Here is a 21,930-nt window from a genome sequence, read left to right as displayed (position 1 = left end):
CGTCGAAAGTAAAAGGCAGGAAAATCCTGCCTTTTTTGTTTGTTAATATTATTTAATGCGTCCGTGGCAGTATTTATATTTTTTACCCGAACCGCACGGACAAGGAGCATTGCGGCTGACTTTTTGCACTTCGCCCTCGTTTTCAGCGCCGGCTTCTTCGCCGTGTTGGTGATATTGCAGTGCCGCCGCTTGGCGCTCGGCCGCTTCACGGCGCAACCGCTCGGCTTCTTCCACCTCTTCCTGCGTACGCACTTGCACTTTGCTCAAGGTGCTGATGACGGTGAGTTTCAGCGTATCCAGCATTTCGGTGAACATTTGGAAAGATTCCTTTTTATATTCCTGCTTCGGATCTTTTTGCGCATAACCGCGCAGATGGATCCCACGGCGCAAGTGATCCATTGCCGCCAGATGTTCTTTCCAAAGTTCGTCTAAAATTTGCAACATCAGCCCTTTTTCAAAGGAGCGCATATTTTCAGCCCCGACCAATTCTTCCTTGCGTTGATGTTCGCTAACTGCAGCGCTCAAAATACGCTCGCGCAGATTTTCTTCGTGCAGGCTGTTGTCCTCTTCCAGCCATTTGGTCAGCGGCAGATCAAGGGCAAAATCGCTTTGCAGGCGTTTTTCCAAGCCTTCCACATTCCACAGCTCTTCTAAGGATTGCGGCGGAATATATTGATCGATGACGCTGTTCAGTACGTCTTCACGGATCACATTGATTGTTTCGGAAATATCCTCATGATCCAACAAGTCGTTGCGTTGCGCATAAATGGCGTGGCGTTGATCGTTGGCGACATCGTCAAATTGCAACAGGTTTTTACGGCCGTCAAAGTTGTGTGCTTCCACTTTGGCTTGCGCACTGGCGATCACTTTTGCCAACAGTTTGGATTCCAGCGCTTCGCCCGGCTCACTGAAGGCCTTGCGCATCATGTTTAATTTACCTTCGTTAAGATAAATCCGCATTAAGGCATCGTCTAACGACAGGTAAAAACGCGAAGAACCCGGATCGCCCTGACGGCCGGAACGACCGCGCAACTGGTTGTCGATACGGCGCGATTCATGGCGTTCGGTGCCGATGATATGCAAACCGCCGGCGTCCATCACCGTTTTGTTGCGTACTTCCCAATCGGCTTTGATTTTGGCGATCTGTTCTTCGCTCGGGTTCTCCAGTTTCGCCACTTCGGCACGCCAGTTACCGCCCAATACGATATCCGTTCCGCGTCCCGCCATGTTAGTGGCGATGGTCACCGCCCCCGGCTCACCGGCATTGGCGACGATTTCCGCTTCTTGTGCGTGGAATTTGGCATTCAATACATTATGCTTAATCCCTGCTTTGGTTAAGGTTTGCGATAACAATTCGGATTTTTCGATTGAGATCGTACCGACCAGAACCGGCTGGTTGCGTGCCACCGCCTCTTTAATATCGGCGACAATGGCGTTGAATTTGTCTTCTTCGTTTTTGTACATCAAATCGGTACGGTCGTCACGAATCATCGGACGGTTAGTCGGCACGACAATGGTTTCCAAGCCGTAAATTTGTTGGAATTCAAAGGCTTCCGTATCCGCCGTACCGGTCATACCCGCCAATTTCTCGTATAACCGGAAATAGTTTTGGTAAGTAATCGAGGCGGTGGTTTGGTTTTCGCTCTGAATTTTGACATTCTCTTTGGCTTCGATCGCCTGATGCAAGCCTTCCGACCAACGGCGTCCTTGCATGGTACGGCCGGTGTGTTCGTCCACGATCACGATTTCGCCGTCTTTGACGATATAGTCCACGTTGCGCTCGAACAGGGTGTGGGCGCGCAAGGCGGCGTAAACGTGGTGTAATAGGGTCACTTTCGACGGCGAATACAGCGAATCGCCCTCTTTCATCAAATCGGCTTCGGTAAGCAGACTTTCGATTTTCTCTTGGCCGCGTTCGGTTAAAAACGCCTGCTTGTTTTTCAGATCGAGCGTGTAGTCGCCGTCGCCTTGATACTCTTCGCTGTCCTCTTTTTCTTGGAACACCAGTTTCGGAATCAATTTGTCGATGGCGATATACAACTCGGAGCTGTCTTCCGCCTGTCCGGAGATAATCAGCGGGGTACGCGCCTCGTCGATTAAAATCGAATCCACCTCATCGACCAGCGCATAATATAACGGGCGTTGGAAACGGTCTTGCGGCGAATGTGCCAGATTGTCACGCAGGTAATCAAATCCCAGTTCGCTGTTGGTAGCATAGGTCACATCGGCGGCGTAAGCGGCACGCTTTTGTTCAGGCGATAATCCCGGAATATTCACTCCGACGGTCATGCCTAAAAATTCAAATAATGGACGGTTGGTTTCCGCATCGCGGCGTGCCAAGTAGTCATTGACGGTCACAACGTGCACGCCGCGACCGGTCAGGGCATTCAGATAGCAGGGCAGAGTAGCGGTCAAGGTTTTCCCTTCGCCGGTACGCATTTCGGCGATGCAGCGGTCATTTAAGATCATGCCGCCGAGCAGTTGCACATCAAACGGGCGCATACCCATGGTGCGTTGACAGGCTTCGCGCACGGTGGCGAAGGCTTCCGGCAGGATTTTTTCCAGCGTTTCGCCTTTTTCCAAACGGGCTTTAAATTCGGCGGTTTTGCCTTTTAATTGTTCGTCGCTCAGCGCTTGGTATTCCGCTTCCAGTTGGTTGATTTGGTTGACACGTTTGTTCAGGCGGCGTAAAACACGATCGTTACGGCTGCCGAATAATTTGGTTGCAATCGTTCTTAACATATTTTTTCTTCATTTATTAATGGAATAATTCGATCAATTTGCAGCGGCAAATTGTGGTTATATTAACCGCATAAAAGTGCGGTTCAGGACGAAATTAAAGGTATTGCGGCCCGGCGCGAATCGGCGGAACGGTTTTGAATGCAGATTGGGCGAGCAAACGCGGAGATAGCGGCCTTGCCGCCGGCAACGGAACCGCACTTTGTTGCCGTTGGGCTTGAGATTGTTGCTGTTGATAGAAAGCCGCTGGAAGCGGTTGGTTTTGCTCGGCTTGTTGGATCTGTTGACAGGTTTGGTTATAGGTTGGCTGTGCCTGATTTGTGGCGGCATTAACCGGCACGGATAAAATCGCAATGATTCCCAGCAGGAATTGCGACCAAAAGTGCGGTTTACGGTATGCCTGTAACAGATTCATTAATGTTTAGCCTGTGCTTAACGCTTTAGCGTTCAAAATATCGTGCTATTATAGTGCATAGCCGACACAATGTCATATACGGCACGAATAATCTTTGATTCGTTGCCGGATTATCCCGATTTTTCACATATAAGGGCGAAGACCGTAAAAAACAAGCTATGCGCAACAATAAAATGAAAAACATCACTGATATTGTTGAAAAAAGCCAATTTGCTGAGATTGCAAAACGCGGGCTTTTTCTCAGCGAATTAAACCGCAAATTGCAGGATACTTTTCCGCCGCAGTTTAAAGGGCGGTTTCGGGTGGCGAATATTCGAGATGGCGTACTGCACTGCGAGGTGCAAAATGCCATGTTGAGGCAAGCGATTTTGTTCCGCCGGACGGAATTGCTGGGGTTGGTGCAACAGGCTTTTCCCGAGGTGCAACAGCTGGCTTTGAAGATCAATCCTGAATTGGCTTCGTTGTAGTCGCCTGAGGATCAGGCACACGGTTTTTGCGCGGTTTAAAAATCGCAATCAATTCACTGACCTTGCCGCGGTTTTCTCCATTTTGGCTGATATGCCGCTGCACCATGAGTTTGTTAAGCTTGGCGCCGTGATAAATTTTACGGGTAAAAGGCGTATCGTGGTTGGAAATCAGCACCGTGGTGTGGTGCAGCTGCGAATAGTGGCGCGCCAAATTAGCCAGCTCTTGTTGTTGTTCCAAATTAAAGCCGTTGCCAGCGTAATGGGTAAAATTGGAATTTTGCGGCAACGGCGCATACGGCGGATCGCAATATACCACGCTGTTATTGCCGATATAGCCAAAACTGTCGTGGAAGGCGGCGCAAATAAATTCGGCACTTTGCGCTTTATGGCTGAAGTAACGAATCTCATCTTCCGGAAAATAAGGTTTGACGTAAGCGCCGAACGGCACGTTAAACTGTTGTTTGCTGTTATAGCGGCAAAGCCCGTTATAACCGAAGCGGTTTAAGTATAAAAACAGCACCGAACGCTGAAAAATATCCAAAGTGCGGTTAAATTCTTCCCGTTTCAGATAATAAAAATGGGCGCTGTTGGCATCGGCGTGCTGGAACAGTTTGCGGCTTTCGCTGATAAAATGTTCCGGATCTTGTTTTACGGTATTGAACAGATTAATCAAATCGGCGTTTAAATCCGCCAGAATGTAGTGCTTAAAGCGGGTGTTTAAAAAAACCGATCCGGCGCCGACAAAAGGTTCAAGCAGGGTATCTTTATTTTTTGGCAACAAGCGGTTGATTTCATCGGTCAGACGAAATTTACCACCGGCCCATTTTAAAAAAGGGCGGTGTTTAGGCAGGTTGTTGGCGGTGGTGGACATCAGGCGTTAGTCAAACTGGCTGCAGTTTTCGATAGCTTGTCTGACTTGCTGCGCATCGTTGTCGCTTGCAACATAGGCTTGCCCCAATTTTTTCAGCAAAACCAAACGCAATTTGCCCGCCAACACTTTTTTGTCACGCATCATCAACGGCAGATAATCATCGGCGGTCATACCGTCCGGCGATACCGTCGGCAGATTGGCGTGCACCAATAGTTTTTCCAGACGGAAAACGTCTTGACGGCTCAAATCGCCTAACTGGTGGGATAAATCGGCGGCCATTAGCATTCCGACCGCAACGGCTTCGCCGTGTAGCCAGCTGCCGTAGCCCAAATGGGTTTCAATCGCATGGCCGAAGGTGTGCCCCAAATTCAGCAAGGCGCGATCGCCTTGTTCGGTTTCGTCACGCGCCACAACATCGGCTTTCAGTTCGCAGCAGCGTTGAATGCAATACTGTAATTTTTGCGGCTGTAGGGCGACCAGATCGTCGATATTGCTTTCCAACCATTCGAAAAAGGCGGAGTCCAGAATCGCACCGTATTTGATCACTTCCGCTAAACCGGCAAAAACTTCGCGTTTTGGCAACGTATTTAAGGTTGTGCTGTCGATAATCACGGCGCAAGGCTGATAAAACGCACCGATCATATTTTTACCCAGTGCGTGGTTTACGCCGGTTTTGCCGCCGACCGAGGAGTCGACTTGCGACAACAGCGTGGTCGGAATCTGCATTAAGCGCACGCTGCGTTGATAACTGGCGGCGGCAAAGCCCGCCACATCACCGACTACACCGCCGCCGAGTGCGACGATGGTCGTGTCGCGGCCGTGATTGGCTTGCAAAAGTGCGGTAAAGATCAGGTTTAACGAGTCTAACGTTTTGTACTGTTCGCCGTCGGGAATCAACACCGATTCCACCTGACAGCCTAGCCGTTGCAGGCTGTCGCTGACGGTTGCCAGATAGTGTTCGGCAACGGTCGGGTTAGATACAATCATGACTTTGTCACCGCACTTTAACGGTGCGTAGCTGTCGCTTGCAGCCAGAATATTGGCTCCGATGCGAATCGGATAACGGCGATCTTTCAGTTCGACATTGACTTCAATCATGTTGCGCTCTCTGGTTAGGTGGAACAGGTTTTATTATCGCTTGATTTTCAATCTTGCTTAATCGGTTAGCGGCGAATTGACCGAAGAAAATGCGTCCAAGCGGTCAATCAATTGGTTTGCCATGGTTTTGGCATTCTGTTCATCGGTGCTCATGGTGATGTCGGCGATTTCTTCATACAGCGGATTGCGTATTTTCGCCAAATCTTCCAATACCTGACGCGGATCGGTTACATCTTGCAGTAACGGACGTTTTTTGTCACGCAGCGTGCGCTGATGTTGTTTATCCACGGTGGTTTCCAAATAAACGACGATACCGCGTGCCGATAAATGGTTGCGCGTGTCTTTTGACAGAATCGCGCCGCCGCCGGTGGATAGCACCACGCCTTGCAGTTGGGTTAATTCGTTAATGATACGTTCTTCCCGTTTACGGAAACCGCTTTCGCCTTCAACGTCGAAGATCCAGCTGATATCAGCGCCGGCACGTTGTTCGATTTCACTGTCGGAATCAATAAATTCCATTCCAAGGATCTGAGCCAATTGGCGACCGATAGTGCTTTTTCCGGCGCCCATCGGTCCGATTAAAAATATATTACGTTTTTCAGCCATGTTATTTTATATTCTTGTTAATTAAATGATTAATGAGATTTGCTGATGCAAACATGTTGTTGAAGGAATAAAGAAGGGAGATATTCATTGCCGGCTTCATACGCGAAGAAACGGCAGTTTAAACGATAACATACTCCATGAGCTTCAACTTTTAATTTAAGGGAGTAATTATCGCAATAAACCGACCTTGTTTTCAACCTCCTGACCTGATATTTCCTTTTTTAATTAATAAAACAAGGAAAAAAACCCAATTCCTGACTTAAAAGCCATAAAGGAACGGGCGTTTCGGGTTGGTTGCCGGAGTATTTGCCTTTTTGACGGCGGAATTTTGTTGGCGTTCGCGAGTCGGCGAGGTATTCGGATTGACAATATGCGGCGTGACAAAAATCACCAGTTCACGTTTTGCATGACGTTTGGTTTCTTTGCCGAACAAATGCTTTATGCCGGGAATATCGCCCAACAGCGGCACTTTATCCTGTCCGTCAACAAGCGTGTCGTGGAATACACCGCCAAGTACAATCGTTTCGCCGTTGCGGGCGGACACTTGCGTTTGAATCTCCTGTTTGTCAATGGTGGTCATTTGATTATTGCCGTAAGCCACGCTGTTGCCGGGAGAGTTTTGACTGATCATCAAGTCGAGCAGAATCGTGTTGTCTTGGGAAATATGCGGGGTTACGTCCAAGCCGAGCACGGCGTCGCGAAATTCGACGCTTTGCGTTTCGTTGCGTGTGTTATTGACGATATAAGGAATTTCCGTACCCTGTTTGATGCTGGCGCTGCGTTTATTGGTGGTCAGCAAACGGGGACTGGCGATAATATTGACATTGTTTTCGCGCTCAAGTGCGGTGAGTTCCAGATCCAGTAAGCGGCTGTTAATTTTGGCAACTTGTAACGATACGCTGGCGGCATTGCTGTATTCGCTGCCGAAATTGATGTTCAGATTGTTTTCCAGATCGGCAAATCCGTTGGCATTCAAACTGCCGGCAACACGGTGTGCCTGTGCATTCGGTTCGAACAGACCCCAGCGCACGCCCAATTCACGCAGACTTTCATCGCTGATGGTGACGATTCGGGCTTCGATTAATATTTGTCGGGTCGGTTGATCCAGCTGTTGGATAAGCGGGCGCAAACGGGCAATATTGGCGGCAAGTTCCTGAATAATCAAACGGTTGCTGCGTTCGTCAAAGGTTATGCTGCCGTCGGCGGACAAAAATGAGCCGTTACCGCCGGTGAGTGATTGCATCACCTCGGCGGCCTTGGCGTGTTGCAGCGGTATGCTGACGGTTTGCAACATTGCGCCGGCTTGTCGGGCGCTATCGGGTTTAAGTGTGCTGGAAAGGGAGGGTGAGGTCGGTTTTGGCGTGGTTTGTAAACTGACAAAATAGTTGCCCTCGAACTTTTCAACCTCCAATTGATGAATTTTACTGACGGCGTTCAGGACTTGTACAAAATCGGTCTGTTGCAAATGCAGGCTGATATTGCCTTTTAGGTTGTCGTCCAGCACCAAATTGATGTCTTGCTGCTGCGCCAGATAGTGTAGGGTGCCGATTAACGGCGCTTGTTTCAAGCTAAGGGCGAAAGTGCGGTTTTGTGCGTCTGAATCTGTAGCGACCGCACTTTTGAGCGCGATAAAAAATAACATGGTTAGCAGCGAGCGTAAAAAAGTCATGGTATTTCCTTTCAAGTTTTTTGTTCAAGTTTTCCGTCGGGTTATAAATGGATATGGCGTTGTAATTGCGGATCATGACAGCTTTGCAGCCGAATCCGTTGTGCTTCAATGGCGACAATTTGCCATTGTTGTTGCGACACCACATCATGTAAACGACTGTCGATAATCACCTCGTCGGGGGTTGCCCACAGCACGATCGCATATTCGTGATAACGGATTAAGCCGACCGGTTTGATCTGTTCCAACGGTAAGGTGTCCATTAATAGCAGCGAATCGGGCGTGCATTGTGATCCGGCCGGTGGCGTGATTGCGTTTTTTGTCGGTGAGACGGTCGCAACCGATTGTTTGAGGACAAAAGGATCGGCAAAAGTGCTGTCGGTTGCCAGCACCGGACAGCAAACACATAAAAGTGCGGTCAGGTAAAATTTATTCATCGGTGGACTCCTCAGAGAAAAGCAACGCCAGTGTTGCTTGGGTAAACGCTTGCTGTTCTTGGTGTTGCAACGCGAGGCTTAATAGCTTCACTTCGCCGAATTGTTGCTGAACGGTGATTAAAAAACGTGAAATTGCGTAAAAACTGCCGTTCAGTTCCAGTTGCAATAACGGCGAACGGGAAAACTGCCAGTGCTGGCGGGCAATGGTTAAATCGGCAAATTGTGCAACCGCACTTTGCAATTCTTGATCCAGCGTGGCTATTTTGGCGGCGGTTTGCGGATCAAGTTGCATTTTTGCCGACTCGGCTTTTTGTTTCAGCAGGGCGATGATTTGCTGTTTCTGCCGTTGTTCTTGCTGTAACTCGCTATTGATGATGGAATTTTGTCCGGCTTGCTGTTTTAACTGCATGATCTCCAGTAACGGATAAGCGGATAACAGCAACAAACTGCATAACGATAGCAGGCTCTTTAGCCACCATGGTGCGCATAACAGACGGGCAAGCGGCGAATAAGGCGGTAAGTTACGGTACGGCATGATTTTTTTCCTTATATCATTTTTCCTCGGGCTGCTGTTGCGCCGGATTATTGGGCGGTTCGAGTGGTTGCAGGGTTAAATCGAAACTGAATTCCAGTCGTTGCCGCTGCAAATTAAACTGTTGTAACTGCACGCTGACAGTGTTTTGCGGCGATAGGGGAGATTGCTGAAAGTAGGGTTCAAAACTGTTGCGCAATTGTTCAAACTCAGTTTGCGACGGAGTGCTGCCTTGCAGTTGAATCAGGTAGTTATGTGCGGTTTGCGGTTGAATCGCTGCCGCCGACAAGCGTCCCTGTGACAGCGGCAGGCGGCTTAGAAAATCAATAAACTGAGCAAAAACCGCTTGATCGGGAATCAGTTGCACCGCACTTTCAGGACTATTTTGTTGCAGTTGGTTAAGCTGTTGTTGCAATTGCTGATTTTGTTGGCGAAGTGCGGTCTGCTGCTGATGCTGTTGCGCCAAACGGCTTTCCAACCGTTGTTGATAATTAAACAGCGATGCCAGTAACAACGCCGCCAGCGCCACGGTGATAAACAATATCGCGGTAAAATAAGCGGCTTGGCGGCGCAGATCCCGACTGCGCCAATCAAGCAGATTAATTGAGGCTTGTTGCGGCATTTTTCACCTCGTTTTCTCTTAAGGTTTTTTCTTTTAGTTGAGCGGTTGGCACAGTTTTCTGCCAAAGTGCGCAGCCTAATGCGGCAAAATAAGGATATTGCAGCGGATCAAGTGCGGTAATGTGATGTCGGCAGTCACGGCGCAATTGTTCGATCGCCGTCGGGTCAGCATAAACCAAGCAGTGCAGTTTCTGATCTTGAATCGCGGAATTTTGCCGTTGCTGAAATTGCTGTAAAAGTGCGGTCAGCGGTTGCTGCTTTTGGTAAATCTGTAGCAGGTTATCACGCTGCTGTTGCAACAAAATGCTTTGCTGATCATCTTGGTATAGAAACAGGGTGGCTTCGTCCGTCGGCATTTGGCTGCAATAATGAAAGGCGCGCAGCAGCGCATGGGCATGAAAATCCAGTATGTCCAACCGCAACGGCAGAAACTGCTCGCATTGCTGTTGCACATTTTGTTTTTTGGCGGCATAAATCTGTACATAATCGATTTGCCGTGCGCTGCCGATATGTTGCAGTGGCGTGGCGTTAAAATCAAATTGCAACAGATGCGGCTCGATCGGCAGCTGCTGTTGCAGGATCAACCGCACTTGGCGATAAAGTTCGTGCGCTTGTTTAATGTGTGGTAACAGAAGGTGCTTTTGCCATAATAAATGGGATTCCAGACAGGAAACGTAAAAAAATTTCTGTCGATTGCGGATTTTGTCGGCAAATCGTTGTCTTAATAGTATCGGCAGTTGTGATAGTTGTGCGCAGGGCAGTTGTTCAAAACAAGGTTTCTGTTGCTCATTTAAAAAAGCAATTTCAATCTGTTGCCGTTTTTTATATAACCCAATAGTGTGTTTTGTGTTGTAAAAAAGCGATGTCATCATGGTAGAAAAATATCCTCAAAATTTGCCATGGCGCGAGTAAAATAGTATCGTTGTCGGCATTTGGTTTTTGTAAGTAAATATGTGCTATTTTTTGTCAGATTGATTGTGCTTATCGGCCGCTAGTGTGACGTAAAAATTTTTGATTATTGACTTTTTAGAGAGAAATTTTCGGTGAAGATCGCAAAATTAATATTTAGTACCCTATTAACGCTGGTTATTTTAGGCTGCGTTGTGGTGGCGGCAGCTTATTTTCATATCAAATCGGATCTGCCGGATGTGGCGACGTTGCGTAATGTCGAGCTGCAACAACCGATGCAAATTTATACCGCCGACGGCAAATTGATCGGCGAGGTGGGTGAACAGCGGCGGATTCCGGTGACATTACAGCAGATTCCCAAACCGTTGATTGATGCGGTGCTGGCAACCGAAGACAGCCGTTTTTACGAACATTACGGTTTGGATCCGATTGGGATTGCGCGCGCGCTAAAAGTGGCGATCAGTGACGGCGGCGCATCGCAAGGGGCGAGTACCATCACGCAACAGCTGGCGAGAAACTTCTTTTTAACGCCGGAAAAAACACTGGTGCGGAAAGTGAAAGAGGCGATTTTGGCGATTGAGATTGAAAAAAATCTCAGCAAGGATGAAATTTTAAGCCTCTATCTGAATAAAATTTATCTCGGCTACCGCTCTTACGGCGTGGCGGCAGCGGCGAAAACCTATTTTGGCAAGGAGCTGGATCAGCTCACGTTGAGCGAAATGGCGATGATCGCCGGTTTGCCGAAAGCACCGTCGACTATGAATCCGCTGTATTCGCTGCAACGGGCGACAGAGCGGCGCAATATTGTGTTGTCGCGCATGCTGGCGGAAAATTATATTTCGCAGCAACAGTATGATCAGGCGCGCAACGAACCCTTGGTCGCCAGCTATCACGGCAGTCAGCTGGATTTCCACGCGGATTACGTCACCGAAATGGTGCGGCAGGAAATGGTGAAACTGTATGGAGAAGAGAATGCGTATACCAAAGGGTATAAAGTTTACACCACGGTCGATTCCAGCGATCAGCTGAATGCGCAAATTGCACTGCGCAACAATTTGATTAATTATGATATGCGTCACGGCTATCGCGGCGGTGCGCCGTTATGGAAAAACGGTGAAGATACTTGGGAGCAGGGACGGATTATCGGTTTTCTGAAGAAATTACCCAACAGTGAACCGTTGGTTCCGGCGGCGGTGATGGCGACCGATCGTAATGGGGCGGAATTGTTGTTGGCGTCCGGCGAGCGTATGCAGTTGCCGTTGTCCGCCATGAAGTGGGCAGGCGCGACCGCATCGAATTTGCGGGTGAAAGTGGGCGAGCAGATTTGGATTCGCCAGAACAGCAAACAAGAGTGGGTGCTCGGACAGCTGCCGTTGGCAAACTCGGCGCTGGTTTCGCTTAACAGCGATAACGGTGCGATTGAAGCGATTGTCGGCGGTTTCAGCTTCGGGCAGAGTAAATTTAACCGTGCCACCCAGTCTATGGTGCAAGTCGGTTCTTCGATTAAACCGTTTATTTATGCGGCGGCAATGGATAAAGGGCTAAGTTTGGCGACTATTTTGAATGACAACCCGATTACGATTCGAATTCCGGGACAAAAACCGTGGTCGCCGAAAAATTCGCCCAATCGTTATGACGGGCAGTTGCGGCTGCGTCAGGGCTTGGCACAATCAAAAAACGTGATGATGGTGCGGGCGGTGCAAATGGTCGGTATCGATTATGTCGCCGATTTCCTACCGCGCTTCGGTTTCAAGCGTGATCAATATCAGGCGACGGAAGCGCTTGCATTGGGAGCGGCTTCGTTTACGCCGTTGGAAATGGCGCGCGGCTATGCGGTATTTGATAACGGCGGTTTCCTGATCGATCCTTATATTATCGAAAAGATTTTGGATAATGAGGGCAAGGAAATCTATCTTGCCAACCCGAAATTGGCGTGTTTTACCTGTAATGATATTCCGGTGGTTTATGGCGAACAGCAGAAATTAGAACTGCTGGATCGATCGATTGAAAATGAACAGCTTGGAAATGCGGAAGCGGCTAACGGGCAAAACAGTGACGGTGATCCCGATCAACAGCCGGAAACCGTGCCGGACATTCCGGAGTTGCAAATTGCCAACAGCCAATTGCAGGACGGTCCCCAATTGTTGGCTCAATCCATGACACAAACGCAAGAGAAACAGTATGCGCCGCGCGTGATCAGCGCTGAGTTGGCTTTTTTAATCCGTAGCGCACTGCAATCAGGTGTTTACGGCGAAGCGGGCAGCAGTTGGAGAGGCACAGGTTGGCGAATGGCGAATGAAATTAAACGTAGTGATTTAGGCGGAAAAACCGGTACTACCAATAACTCGAAAGTGGCGTGGTACGCCGGTTACGGCGCACATTTTGCCACGGCGGTTTATGTCGGTTTCGACGATAACAAATATGAGCTGGGACGCGGCGAAGCCGGAGCGACCACTGCTATGCCTGCTTGGCAGGAATACATGAAAAAAGCCTTGGAAAACAAGCCGGAACGTGAAGACCCATTGCCACCGAATATTGTTGAAAAACGGATTGATAAATCCAGCGGTTTGTTAAGCAGTAACGGCAGGGTTGAATATTTTATCAAAGGCACTGAACCGACACGGCGTTATATTCGTGAACAAGGCTATCAAATCATGGTCAACCCGGGCGATGGCAGCGGACCGAGAGTCGAGGAGTTATTCTAGCGGTTTGTAAAAACCGCTATCGTCCAACAAGAATGCGATTGCTTGGCGATATGCCTATGCCGTTGAATGCGGAATAAAGAAAAACCCGATAACTTATAAGCTATCGGGTTTAATTATATCAGTGAAAGTGCGGTTACATCATGCCGCCCATTCCACCCATGCCGCCCATGCCAGCGCCCATATCCGGTGCTTCAGGTTTTGGCAGCTCGGTGATCATGCATTCGGTGGTGATCATCAAACCGGCAATCGAAGCCGCGAATTGCAGCGCAGAACGGGTTACTTTAGTCGGGTCTAAAATGCCCATTTCCACCATATCGCCGTACACTTCGGTTGCAGCATTGTAACCGTAGTTACCTTCGCCGTCTTTCACGTTGCGAGCAACCACAGAGGCTTCTTCGCCGGCGTTGGTGACGATTTGACGCAACGGAGATTCCATCGCACGCAGCGCCAGTTTGATGCCGACGTTTTGCTCTTCGTTATCACCGGTTAGATCTGCCAGTTTAGCCGCAACGCGCACTAAAGCCACGCCGCCGCCGGCAACTACGCCTTCTTCAACCGCTGCACGGGTTGCATGCAACGCATCTTCAACACGGGCTTTCTTCTCTTTCATTTCCACTTCGGTTGCCGCGCCGACTTTGATCACGGCAACCCCGCCTGCCAGTTTGGCAACGCGTTCTTGCAGTTTTTCACGGTCGTAATCGGAAGAGGACTCTTCGATTTGCTGACGAATTTGTGTCACGCGACCGCTGATTTGCGCTTGATCGCCGATTCCGTCGATAATGGTGGTGTTGTCTTTAGTGATCACCACACGTTTGGCTTGACCTAACTCTTCGATAGTCGCTTTTTCCAGTTCCATACCGATTTCTTCGGAAATCACCGTACCGGCAGTTAACACCGCAATATCTTGCAACATCGCTTTACGACGGTCGCCGAAGCCCGGCGCTTTCACCGCAGCTACTTTGACGATACCGCGCATGGTGTTGACCACCAAGGTTGCCAAGGCTTCGCCTTCCACGTCTTCCGCCACGATAAACAGCGGTTTGCCTGCTTTGGCAACGGCTTCTAACACAGGTAATAATTCGCGGATATTGGAGATTTTTTTGTCAACCAACAAGATGTACGGATTTTCCAGTTCGGCGCTGCCGGTTTCCGGTTTGTTGATGAAGTACGGTGATAAATAACCGCGATCGAACTGCATACCTTCAACTACAGTCAGTTCGTCTTCCAAACCGCTGCCGTCTTCAACGGTGATCACACCTTCTTTACCGACCTTGTCCATCGCTTCGGCGATCAATTTACCGACGATAGTGTCGGAGTTGGCGGAGATCGTACCCACTTGCTCGATCGCTTTGGAATCGGCGCAAGGCACGGATAATTTTTTCAATTCGTCGACCGCAGCCACAACTGCTTTGTCGATACCGCGTTTCAGATCCATCGGATTCATACCGGCGGCAACGGCTTTCAAACCTTCGTTGACGATCGCTTGCGCCAATACGGTTGCGGTGGTAGTACCGTCACCGGCGGCGTCATTGGCTTTGGATGCCACTTCTTTCACCATTTGTGCGCCCATGTTTTCGAATTTGTCTTCCAATTCGATTTCACGCGCCACGGAAACGCCGTCTTTAGTGATGGTCGGTGCGCCGAACGCTTTGTCTAACACCACGTTGCGGCCTTTCGGACCCAATGTCACTTTTACGGCATCGGCCAATACATTCACACCCGCTAACATTTTTACACGGGCATCATTACCAAATTTAACGTCTTTTGCTGCCATTTTATAAATTCCTTCTATTACAATTGGTTATGGTAAAATAAGAGTGATTATTCAACGATTGCCAAAATATCGTTTTCAGAGATGATCAACACTTCTTCCCCGTCGATTTTTTCGTTTTTCACGCCGTAACCTTCGTTAAAAATCACGGTGTCGCCGACTTTTACGTCTAACGGCTGCACCGTACCGTTTTCCAAAATACGGCCTTTGCCGACAGCCAATACTTTAGCGCGGGTCGATTTGGTCGCAGCCGAGCCGGTTAATACGATTCCGCCTGCCGAACGGGTTTCAACTTCTTCACGTTTGATAATCACACGGTCGTGTAATGGACGAATATTCATCTCATTTTTCTCCTATTAAAGATTGATTGCATTGTCGTTAGGCACTATACAGTAAAAATACCGCAAGTGCGGTTATTAATTTGTGAAGTCTTTATATGGTCAAGACTTACGGCTTTCAAGGGCAAAAATAAAATTTTTAACGCAAGCGTTTATCTTCATCGACTTTTTTCTCATATTCGGCTTCGTAAACCGTGCCGTCATCGTGTTTATCTTGGCGGTAATTGCCGCTGAAAAAGGTGAATGACCGCACTTTGCCGACAAAATATTTTTCTAACAGGCGGGCGCTGATCGGCAGAAGTAAGATCAGTGCGAGCAGATCGCTTAAAAATCCGGGGATCAGGAATAGCACGCCGGCGAGCAACCAAAGTGCGGTTTGCATCAGGCTTTGCGACGGAATCTCTCCTTGCCGCAATTGCTGTTGCAAGCGCAGCATGGTGTACCAACCGCGCAGGCGGATAATCCAAAGCCCAACCGCACTTGAGAAAATCAATAATAAAATCAAAGGGAAAACGCCGATAGCGCCGCCGATGGCGACGAGTAGCGATAATTCCAAATAAACGTATAAACCCATGATCAGTAGAATCAGTAACGGCATTTTTTACCTCAAACCTGAAAAGCAGATAAGGCATTATATTGTGGATAAAACCGCACTTTTCAAGCCGTAGCGGAATAACATTTTTGCTTGCTATCGCTGCGAATCGAGTGCGGATTCGGATTAGAAAAAGTAATGGATATAATGAATTTATATCCGATGATCAAAATTTTTAAAGGACTAGAATAGTACCCATAAAGTGTTAAGCGCACGAAACCCTATTACGCACCCTATAGTGTAATCGGGATCAACCGTCCCAAAAACAGAGGAGCCAACAAATGACAGCAGTAAGAATAGAAAAAGATTTATTAGGTGAAAGAGAAGTGCCTGCCGAGGTTTATTGGGGAATCCATACCTTAAGAGCGGTAGAAAATTTCAATATTTCCAATGCGGTGATTTCCGATATTCCGGAATTTGTGCGCGGCATGGTGATGGTGAAGAAAGCGGCGGCGCTGGCAAACAGTGAATTGAAAGTCATTCCGAAAAAAATCGCCAATGCGATTGTTGCGGCTTGTGACGAAGTATTGGAGAAAGATCGTTGCTTGGATCAATTCCCGTCCGATGTGTTTCAAGGCGGCGCAGGTACGTCGGTCAACATGAATACCAACGAAGTGATTGCGAATCTGGCACTGGAATTGATGGGACATCAAAAAGGCGAATATCAATATCTGGATCCGATGGATCATGTCAACGCCAGCCAATCCACTAACGATGCTTATCCGAGCGGTTTCCGCATTGCGGTCTATAACAGCTTGATGAAACTGGTTGAAAAATTGCATTACCTGAGAAAAGGCTTTGAACAAAAAGCCGAGGAATTTTCCGGCATACTAAAAATGGGGCGCACCCAGTTGCAAGATGCCGTGCCAATGAGCGTCGGTCAGGAATTTCAAGCCTTTGCGGTGTTGGTTGAAGAGGAAATCTTGAATGTCGCCCATGCTGCCAAACTGTTATTGGAAGTCAATTTGGGCGCGACCGCAATTGGCACCGGCGTAAATACGCCAAGCGGCTATTCTGCACTGGCAACCCGCTATTTGGCGGAAGTCAGCGGTTTGAATTGCACGTCATCGAAAAACCTGATTGAAGCGACTTCCGACTGCGGTGCTTATGTGATGGTACACGGCGCTTTGAAACGCACGGCGGTGAAATTATCCAAAGTGTGCAATGACTTACGTTTGCTTTCATCAGGCCCGCGTGCCGGCTTGAATGAAATCAATTTGCCGGAACTGCAAGCCGGTTCTTCGATTATGCCGGCAAAAGTCAATCCGGTGATTCCGGAAGTGGTTAACCAAGTCTGCTTTAAAGTGTTCGGTAACGATATTGCAGTGACCTTTGCTGCCGAAGCAGGGCAGTTGCAATTGAACGTGATGGAGCCGGTGATCGGGCAGGCGATGTTCGAAACCATTTCATTGCTCAGCAACGCCTGTGTCAATTTGCGCGACAAATGCGTGGACGGCATTACCGTGAATAAAGCGGTTTGCGAAAATTATGTGTTTAATTCCATTGGGATTATCACTTACCTGAATCCGTTTATCGGCCATCACAACGGTGATTTGATCGGGAAAATCTGTGCCACCACCGGCAGAAGCGTGAAAGACGTGGTGTTGGAAAAAGGCTTGCTGACCGAAGAGCAACTGGACGATATCCTGTCGCCGGAAAACCTGATGAATCCGCAATATAAAGCAAAAGCGATTGAGGAATAGGTTTTATACATCAGATACTTCCCTGAAGTAATATCAGGGATTTTAGTCAAACAGCCGCAGATTTTGGGATAAAAGCCACGCTTAAACCCAAAGCTGCGGCTATTTTATTGATGGTTTCAAAACGTGGTTTGCTTTCGCCCGTTGATTGTGATCTATAGGATACATAATGACAATATATTATTGCCATAGCCTATTGCCCAAAATGAGAAATTTCAGCTTACCGCTTTTCTTCCAGCCGTCTTTTAACGTTGGTTTTTCTTTCAATCCGGATCGCAATATTGAAATATTGTTTTTTTAAACCGCACTTTGCGAATTAATGGCATAATATTCCCCTTATTCATTTTTTAGGATTGATTATGCGTTTTTACCGCCAATTACAACCGTTCAAAATCATCAGTTTTGATCTGGACGATACCTTATATGACAACCGATCCGTGATTATGGAGGCGGAAAAGCAGTTTTTGGCGGCGTTGCAACGTGCGGCGAATTTAGCGCAGTTAACCTTACCGTACTTAAGCGAAATTTAGCGGGAGGTGAAAAGTGCGGTGGCGGCAGCCGAGCCGCTGTTGAGCGAAGATGTAGTGCGTTGGCGGAGGGTTGCACTTGAACGTTTATTAACGCAAAGTGCGGTTTCAGTCGATAAAATTGATACGATTATTTCGCAGGTAATGGCAGATTTCGTGCATTGGCGCCATCAAATTAGCATGCCGCCACAGAGCATTGCGATCTTAAATCAATTGGCACAACGCTATCCGCTGGTCGCGATCACCAACGGCAATGTCGAACCGCACAGAATCGGTTTGAGCCAATTCAGTTTATGTCTGCGCGGCGGCGAACACGGCAGGGCAAAACCGCACTTTGATTTGTTTGCGCAAACCATGCAACATTTCCAAGTGCAGCCGCACCAAATTTTACACATTGGCGACAACCTGCACACCGATGTGCAGGGTGCGATACAGGCCGGCTGTCAGGCGGTCTGGCTGAATCTCAACGCCGAACCGATCCGTCGCCACGCCGAAAGCCGCAACCTGCCGACGCTAGAACTGACGGATTTGCAACAGTTGTTATTCTTGGCGTGACCGCACTTTTTAGCGTATTTCATCGCTGTTTTTCGCGGCGGATCGCAATATTTTATGCTGATCTTTCGTTTTGCTTTTTTCTTCCGTTATCATTTTTATCATGGATCTACAGAAGAGATTAATAACTTAAAAGTTATTGATTGCCTACCTTCTGTATGCTATCGTTGATTGGTAGGAAGCGCTATGTTTGATATTGTATTTTATCGGGATAAAAACGGAAAAGAGCCTGTCAAGTTATATCTTATTGAATTATCAAAGAATAATGATAAAGATAGCCGCATTAAATTAAATAAGATTCGTGATTATATTAAAGTGCTCAGTTTGCACGGTACCACTGCCGGTGAACCTTATATCAAACACTTAGAAGGGGAAATATGGGAAATAAGACCGCTGAGAGCGAATATTATTTGCCGGATATAGCAATGGCAGTTTTGTTTTATTGCACTAATTTATGAAAATGACGCGCAAAACGCCAAGAAAGCATATTGATTGGGCAAAGAAAAATCTAATGGATATGATCAAAAGAGGAAAAAATAATGCGTAAAATCTCTCCAATCGGTTCAAACTGGAATGGTTTTGAAAAAGATATTTTTAGTGCGGAAGAAATCAGAGAAAGTGATCTCAGAGTGGCATTGATCAGCGAATTAATCAATGCCAGACAAGCATTAGGCGTTTCACAAAAGAAATTGGAAGCGCTAAGCGGGGTTAAACAGCCGGTGATTGCAAGAATCGAAAAAGGTACGTCAAATCCGCAACTCAGTACATTATTGAAACTTCTTGCGCCGTTAGGAAAAACGATCGCGATTGTGCCGTTAAGATGACCGCACTTTTCGATTACACAACACCAAGCCGCTGATAATCAGAATGCTACTGATCAAATGGTAAACATGGATCGGTTCGCGCAGTATAAGAATACTGAGCAGCGCGGCAAAGAGCGGTACGGCGTTGGTAAAACTTGCGCCTTTTGCCGAGCCGACCACGCCGATGCCGTAATTCCAAAATACATACGATAAAATTGACGGAAAAACAATCAGATACAGCACAATCCACCATTGATTTGCGCTTAATTCGGCATAAACCGCACTTTCGCCCTGTATAACCGCATACAGATAAACCGGTGTGAACAGCAGCACGCCGATAGCGACCAGCGCTGTCACAAAAACGCTGTTGGGCAGTTGCGACGGTTTCAGGCGGACGATTGAGCAATACACTGCCCAACTGAGCGCCGATCCGATTGCCCAAATATCGCCGTTGTTAATATTTACATGCAAAATATTGGACGGATCACCTTGAATCAACAGGTAAAGTACGCCGACAAAGCTCAACATTGCGCCGAACAACATTCGCGGTTGAATCGGATCGCGAAAAATCAGATGGTTAATCAGCAACGTCGCCATCGGCACGGCAGCCAGATAGATGCTGGCGTTCAGGGCGGTGGTGGTCAGCAGACCTTGATATAAAAATACCGGAAAGAAAATAATCCCCAAAATCCCAAGTGCGGTCAGCAGCAGCCAATAACGGCGGATTAACCCCAGAGAGGGTTTTAAACGGCGGTGAAACAGCAATAACAGAATAATTGCCGCCGGAAACCAGCGGCTGAAGTTTAATATGATCGGCGGAATATCGGCGCTGATGATTTTGCCGAACATAAAATTACCGCCCCAGAACAGCGCGGCAAACAGCAGCCCCAAATAGCCGTACAACGGAGAAGGCATCAACGCTGTCCCCGTTCGACGATAATCCCGACTGCGGCGGCTTGTGCCACCGCACTTGGCTTGCTCAGTTTCAGCCGCAACCACGGAATCGAAAAACGCTGTTGCAGCTGTTCCGCCACTTGGTAAGCGACAGTTTCGATTAATAAAAACGGCTTGGCGCTGACGTAGTCAATAATAAACTGGCTGACTTCGGCATAATTCAAACAGTATTCCACATTGTCTTCTGCGGCGGCGCGACTGCTGTCCCACGCCATTTCAACATCAAACACCAGCTTTTGTTTAATCTGCTGTTCCCAATCGTAAACACCAATGGTGGCGAACAGTGTTAATTTTTCAATAAAAATCGTATCGTACATTTTTTTCTCATTTTGTGCGAAATAGAAAATTTAACGCAGATTATGCCACCGATTTTGGGTACAATGAATGATATTCTCAAATTTTATTGCTAATACCGCGAGGTCGCCATGAGCCTGTTTGCCGTTTTTTATATGATTTTTGCCTATTTAATCGGATCGATCTCCAGCGCGATTTTGATCTCCCGTCTCGCCGGTTTGCCCGATCCCCGCACCGCCGGTTCTGGCAATCCCGGGGCGACCAATGTTTTGCGCAACGGTGGAAAATGGGCGGCAGCAGCGGTGTTGCTGTTTGATATGTTGAAAGGCATGTTGCCGGTTTGGGCGGGCTATTACTTAAATCTGACCCAATTTGAACTGGGCATGGTGGCACTTGCCGCCTGTTTAGGACACTGTTTTCCGCTATTTTTCGGCTTCAAAGGCGGCAAAGGCGTTGCCACTGCTTTCGGTGCAATCGCCCCAATCGCATGGGGCGTGGCAGGCAGTATGTTCGGCACTTGGCTTCTGGTATTTCTCATCAGCGGCTATTCCTCACTCAGCGCAGTACTTACCGCACTTTTGGTGCCGTTATACGTTTATCTGTTCAAACCGGAATTCACTTTCCCCGTCGCCCTCGTCTGTTGCTTATTAATCTACCGCCACCACGAAAATATCCAACGCCTATGGCGCGGACAAGAAGGGAAAATGTGGGATAAGTTTAAGAAAAAATAGCATCTGTAAAAGATCATGAAGAGAATGGGGAAAGATTCCCCATACTTACAGCAGGTGGATTAAATGGCTATTCCTGTTCCATTTTCTTGATAATCACCGCATAGGTGAGTAGCGAAATGCCGTTGGAGATCAGTTCGATTGCCAGCAGCAAGCCAAGCAGCATGGCGGCGGCGTTCGGCAGGTTGGCGAAGATGACGATGGAAATCAGTATCGAAAGCAAACCTGAGAACATCACGAAGCCGAAAAACGGAGTGGCGCGCAGGCGCCATGACGCCAGCAATTTGGCGCCACCGATTAACAGCAATAAAATAGAAATCGTGGCGGTGAGCGAAAGCAAGGTTTCAAGCGGATTGGTTAACATTACCAAGCCGACCAGCAAGCCGATTACGCCGGACAACATCACCCAAGAGAAACGCTGGGTTTTCCATGCCGAGTAGATTTGAATCAAGCCGATCACGATAAAAATCCACGAAATCAACTGTTCCACCGCAATGCTGGCGGCGAACGGGTTGATAATCGCAAATAGCCCGAACAGGATTGAAATACAACCGATTATTAACCAAGTGTGCCAACTTTTCATCATTATTTCCTTTTTTGTTTAA

At 48.0% G+C, this 21,930-nt stretch carries 22 protein-coding genes and 1 pseudogene; 7 read left to right on the top strand and 16 right to left on the bottom strand.

Features of this window, described 5'->3' with window-relative positions:
- Positions 1 to 48: 48 nt before the first annotated feature.
- Together secA and secM are read right to left on the bottom strand one after the other, a co-directional pair.
- Positions 49 to 2,742 carry a preprotein translocase subunit SecA gene (gene secA, locus B8880_RS11640; protein WP_084257758.1) on the bottom strand — a complete coding sequence of 898 codons (2,694 nt, stop codon included), beginning with the start codon at positions 2,740 to 2,742 and terminating at the stop codon, positions 49 to 51.
- 94 nt (positions 2,743 to 2,836) lie between these two features.
- Entirely contained in the window at positions 2,837 to 3,154 is a 318-nt protein-coding gene (gene secM / locus B8880_RS11635) for a secA translation cis-regulator SecM (RefSeq protein WP_084257757.1), read from the bottom strand.
- 173 nt (positions 3,155 to 3,327) lie between these two features.
- Here secM and B8880_RS11630 point away from each other — a divergent pair, with 173 nt between their 5' ends.
- Positions 3,328 to 3,621, top strand: coding sequence for a DciA family protein (locus B8880_RS11630; protein ID WP_244165645.1), 294 nt, complete (start codon positions 3,328 to 3,330; stop codon positions 3,619 to 3,621).
- Here B8880_RS11630 and B8880_RS11625 read toward each other — a convergent pair.
- From B8880_RS11625 to B8880_RS11590, 8 genes are all read right to left on the bottom strand, one after another.
- Positions 3,596 to 4,492, bottom strand: a complete 897-nt coding sequence (locus B8880_RS11625; RefSeq protein ID WP_084257755.1) for a Dam family site-specific DNA-(adenine-N6)-methyltransferase — start codon at positions 4,490 to 4,492, stop codon at positions 3,596 to 3,598. The genes B8880_RS11630 and B8880_RS11625 overlap by 26 nt on opposite strands.
- A gap of 6 nt (positions 4,493 to 4,498) precedes the next feature.
- Positions 4,499 to 5,590 (bottom strand): 3-dehydroquinate synthase, encoded by a 1,092-nt coding sequence (gene aroB, locus B8880_RS11620; protein ID WP_084257754.1) that lies wholly within the window; start codon positions 5,588 to 5,590, stop codon positions 4,499 to 4,501.
- A 57-nt stretch (positions 5,591 to 5,647) separates the two neighbouring features.
- Positions 5,648 to 6,196 (bottom strand): shikimate kinase AroK, encoded by a 549-nt coding sequence (gene aroK / locus B8880_RS11615; RefSeq protein ID WP_084257753.1) that lies wholly within the window; start codon positions 6,194 to 6,196, stop codon positions 5,648 to 5,650.
- A gap of 259 nt (positions 6,197 to 6,455) precedes the next feature.
- On the bottom strand, positions 6,456 to 7,865 hold the full coding sequence (gene pilQ / locus B8880_RS11610) for a type IV pilus secretin PilQ (protein ID WP_084257752.1): 1,410 nt from the start codon (positions 7,863 to 7,865) through the stop codon (positions 6,456 to 6,458).
- Between the two features lie 41 nt (positions 7,866 to 7,906).
- Positions 7,907 to 8,299, bottom strand: coding sequence for a hypothetical protein (locus B8880_RS11605; protein ID WP_084257751.1), 393 nt, complete (start codon positions 8,297 to 8,299; stop codon positions 7,907 to 7,909).
- The gene (locus B8880_RS11600) at positions 8,292 to 8,834 is read right to left on the bottom strand and encodes a hypothetical protein (protein ID WP_084257750.1); all 543 of its coding nucleotides are present in this window, start codon (positions 8,832 to 8,834) and stop codon (positions 8,292 to 8,294) included. Before B8880_RS11600 ends, B8880_RS11605 begins: the two co-directional genes overlap by 8 nt.
- A 16-nt stretch (positions 8,835 to 8,850) precedes the next feature.
- Positions 8,851 to 9,453 carry a hypothetical protein gene (locus B8880_RS11595; RefSeq protein ID WP_084257749.1) on the bottom strand — a complete coding sequence of 201 codons (603 nt, stop codon included), beginning with the start codon at positions 9,451 to 9,453 and terminating at the stop codon, positions 8,851 to 8,853.
- Entirely contained in the window at positions 9,431 to 10,324 is an 894-nt protein-coding gene (locus B8880_RS11590; RefSeq protein ID WP_084257748.1) for a hypothetical protein, read from the bottom strand. The genes B8880_RS11595 and B8880_RS11590 overlap by 23 nt, the downstream gene beginning before the upstream one ends.
- Before the next feature lie 171 nt (positions 10,325 to 10,495).
- On the opposite strand from B8880_RS11590, the gene B8880_RS11585 reads away from it, so the two are divergent.
- Positions 10,496 to 13,066 (top strand): penicillin-binding protein 1A, encoded by a 2,571-nt coding sequence (locus B8880_RS11585; protein ID WP_084257747.1) that lies wholly within the window; start codon positions 10,496 to 10,498, stop codon positions 13,064 to 13,066.
- A 133-nt stretch (positions 13,067 to 13,199) separates the two neighbouring features.
- On the opposite strand, the gene groL is transcribed toward B8880_RS11585, so the two are convergent.
- The 3 genes from groL to B8880_RS11570 form a co-directional block, all read right to left on the bottom strand.
- On the bottom strand, positions 13,200 to 14,840 hold the full coding sequence (groL, locus tag B8880_RS11580; RefSeq protein ID WP_084257746.1) for a chaperonin GroEL: 1,641 nt from the start codon (positions 14,838 to 14,840) through the stop codon (positions 13,200 to 13,202).
- Positions 14,841 to 14,887: 47 nt separating this feature from the next.
- On the bottom strand, positions 14,888 to 15,178 hold the full coding sequence (locus B8880_RS11575) for a co-chaperone GroES (protein ID WP_084257745.1): 291 nt from the start codon (positions 15,176 to 15,178) through the stop codon (positions 14,888 to 14,890).
- Between the two features lie 136 nt (positions 15,179 to 15,314).
- A complete protein-coding gene (locus B8880_RS11570; RefSeq protein WP_084257744.1) occupies positions 15,315 to 15,773 on the bottom strand; it encodes an FxsA family protein in 459 nt (152 codons plus the stop codon).
- A gap of 275 nt (positions 15,774 to 16,048) precedes the next feature.
- Between B8880_RS11570 and aspA the strand changes: the two genes are divergently transcribed.
- The 4 genes and pseudogenes from aspA (at position 16,049) to B8880_RS11550 (ending at position 19,370) form a co-directional block, all read left to right on the top strand.
- On the top strand, positions 16,049 to 17,470 hold the full coding sequence (gene aspA / locus B8880_RS11565; RefSeq protein WP_084257743.1) for an aspartate ammonia-lyase: 1,422 nt from the start codon (positions 16,049 to 16,051) through the stop codon (positions 17,468 to 17,470).
- Between the two features lie 356 nt (positions 17,471 to 17,826).
- Positions 17,827 to 18,549: pseudogene (locus B8880_RS11560) on the top strand (HAD-IA family hydrolase).
- A gap of 183 nt (positions 18,550 to 18,732) precedes the next feature.
- Entirely contained in the window at positions 18,733 to 18,969 is a 237-nt protein-coding gene (locus B8880_RS11555) for a type II toxin-antitoxin system RelE/ParE family toxin (RefSeq protein ID WP_244165644.1), read from the top strand.
- Positions 18,970 to 19,085: 116 nt separating this feature from the next.
- Complete coding sequence (locus B8880_RS11550) at positions 19,086 to 19,370, top strand: helix-turn-helix domain-containing protein (RefSeq protein WP_084257742.1); 285 nt, start codon at positions 19,086 to 19,088, stop codon at positions 19,368 to 19,370.
- Here the strand turns inward: B8880_RS11550 and B8880_RS11545 are convergent.
- Both B8880_RS11545 and folB read right to left on the bottom strand, forming a co-directional pair.
- Positions 19,362 to 20,264, bottom strand: coding sequence for a DMT family transporter (locus B8880_RS11545; RefSeq protein WP_084257741.1), 903 nt, complete (start codon positions 20,262 to 20,264; stop codon positions 19,362 to 19,364). The genes B8880_RS11550 and B8880_RS11545 overlap by 9 nt on opposite strands.
- The gene (gene folB / locus B8880_RS11540) at positions 20,264 to 20,620 is read right to left on the bottom strand and encodes a dihydroneopterin aldolase (protein ID WP_084257740.1); all 357 of its coding nucleotides are present in this window, start codon (positions 20,618 to 20,620) and stop codon (positions 20,264 to 20,266) included. Before folB ends, B8880_RS11545 begins: the two co-directional genes overlap by 1 nt.
- A gap of 108 nt (positions 20,621 to 20,728) precedes the next feature.
- Here folB and plsY point away from each other — a divergent pair, with 108 nt between their 5' ends.
- Positions 20,729 to 21,328, top strand: a complete 600-nt coding sequence (gene plsY / locus B8880_RS11535) for a glycerol-3-phosphate 1-O-acyltransferase PlsY (RefSeq protein WP_084257739.1) — start codon at positions 20,729 to 20,731, stop codon at positions 21,326 to 21,328.
- 67 nt (positions 21,329 to 21,395) lie between these two features.
- Here the strand turns inward: plsY and B8880_RS11530 are convergent, their stop codons facing one another.
- Entirely contained in the window at positions 21,396 to 21,911 is a 516-nt protein-coding gene (locus tag B8880_RS11530; RefSeq protein ID WP_084257738.1) for an HdeD family acid-resistance protein, read from the bottom strand.
- Positions 21,912 to 21,930 lie beyond the last annotated feature (19 nt).

This window comes from Pasteurella testudinis DSM 23072, from assembly GCF_900176075.1.
Taxonomy (GTDB): domain Bacteria; phylum Pseudomonadota; class Gammaproteobacteria; order Enterobacterales; family Pasteurellaceae; genus Chelonobacter; species Chelonobacter testudinis.
Note: the sequence above shows the minus strand (reverse complement) of the source record. Positions and strands in the feature narration are given on the sequence as shown.

Excerpts from the sequence above, each read along its gene's own strand:
- secA (WP_084257758.1), bottom strand. The coding sequence starts at position 2,742 with ATGTTAAGAACGATTGCAACCAAATTATTCGGCAGCCGTAACGATCGT.
- secM (WP_084257757.1), bottom strand. The coding sequence starts at position 3,154 with ATGAATCTGTTACAGGCATACCGTAAACCGCACTTTTGGTCGCAATTC.
- B8880_RS11630 (WP_244165645.1), top strand. The coding sequence starts at position 3,328 with ATGAAAAACATCACTGATATTGTTGAAAAAAGCCAATTTGCTGAGATT.
- B8880_RS11625 (WP_084257755.1), bottom strand. The coding sequence starts at position 4,492 with ATGTCCACCACCGCCAACAACCTGCCTAAACACCGCCCTTTTTTAAAA.
- aroB (WP_084257754.1), bottom strand. The coding sequence starts at position 5,590 with ATGATTGAAGTCAATGTCGAACTGAAAGATCGCCGTTATCCGATTCGC.
- aroK (WP_084257753.1), bottom strand. The coding sequence starts at position 6,196 with ATGGCTGAAAAACGTAATATATTTTTAATCGGACCGATGGGCGCCGGA.
- pilQ (WP_084257752.1), bottom strand. The coding sequence starts at position 7,865 with ATGACTTTTTTACGCTCGCTGCTAACCATGTTATTTTTTATCGCGCTC.
- B8880_RS11605 (WP_084257751.1), bottom strand. The coding sequence starts at position 8,299 with ATGAATAAATTTTACCTGACCGCACTTTTATGTGTTTGCTGTCCGGTG.
- B8880_RS11600 (WP_084257750.1), bottom strand. The coding sequence starts at position 8,834 with ATGCCGTACCGTAACTTACCGCCTTATTCGCCGCTTGCCCGTCTGTTA.
- B8880_RS11595 (WP_084257749.1), bottom strand. The coding sequence starts at position 9,453 with ATGCCGCAACAAGCCTCAATTAATCTGCTTGATTGGCGCAGTCGGGAT.
- B8880_RS11590 (WP_084257748.1), bottom strand. The coding sequence starts at position 10,324 with ATGATGACATCGCTTTTTTACAACACAAAACACACTATTGGGTTATAT.
- groL (WP_084257746.1), bottom strand. The coding sequence starts at position 14,840 with ATGGCAGCAAAAGACGTTAAATTTGGTAATGATGCCCGTGTAAAAATG.
- B8880_RS11575 (WP_084257745.1), bottom strand. The coding sequence starts at position 15,178 with ATGAATATTCGTCCATTACACGACCGTGTGATTATCAAACGTGAAGAA.
- B8880_RS11570 (WP_084257744.1), bottom strand. The coding sequence starts at position 15,773 with ATGCCGTTACTGATTCTACTGATCATGGGTTTATACGTTTATTTGGAA.
- aspA (WP_084257743.1), top strand. The coding sequence starts at position 16,049 with ATGACAGCAGTAAGAATAGAAAAAGATTTATTAGGTGAAAGAGAAGTG.
- B8880_RS11555 (WP_244165644.1), top strand. The coding sequence starts at position 18,733 with ATGTTTGATATTGTATTTTATCGGGATAAAAACGGAAAAGAGCCTGTC.
- B8880_RS11550 (WP_084257742.1), top strand. The coding sequence starts at position 19,086 with ATGCGTAAAATCTCTCCAATCGGTTCAAACTGGAATGGTTTTGAAAAA.
- B8880_RS11545 (WP_084257741.1), bottom strand. The coding sequence starts at position 20,264 with ATGCCTTCTCCGTTGTACGGCTATTTGGGGCTGCTGTTTGCCGCGCTG.
- folB (WP_084257740.1), bottom strand. The coding sequence starts at position 20,620 with ATGTACGATACGATTTTTATTGAAAAATTAACACTGTTCGCCACCATT.
- plsY (WP_084257739.1), top strand. The coding sequence starts at position 20,729 with ATGAGCCTGTTTGCCGTTTTTTATATGATTTTTGCCTATTTAATCGGA.
- B8880_RS11530 (WP_084257738.1), bottom strand. The coding sequence starts at position 21,911 with ATGATGAAAAGTTGGCACACTTGGTTAATAATCGGTTGTATTTCAATC.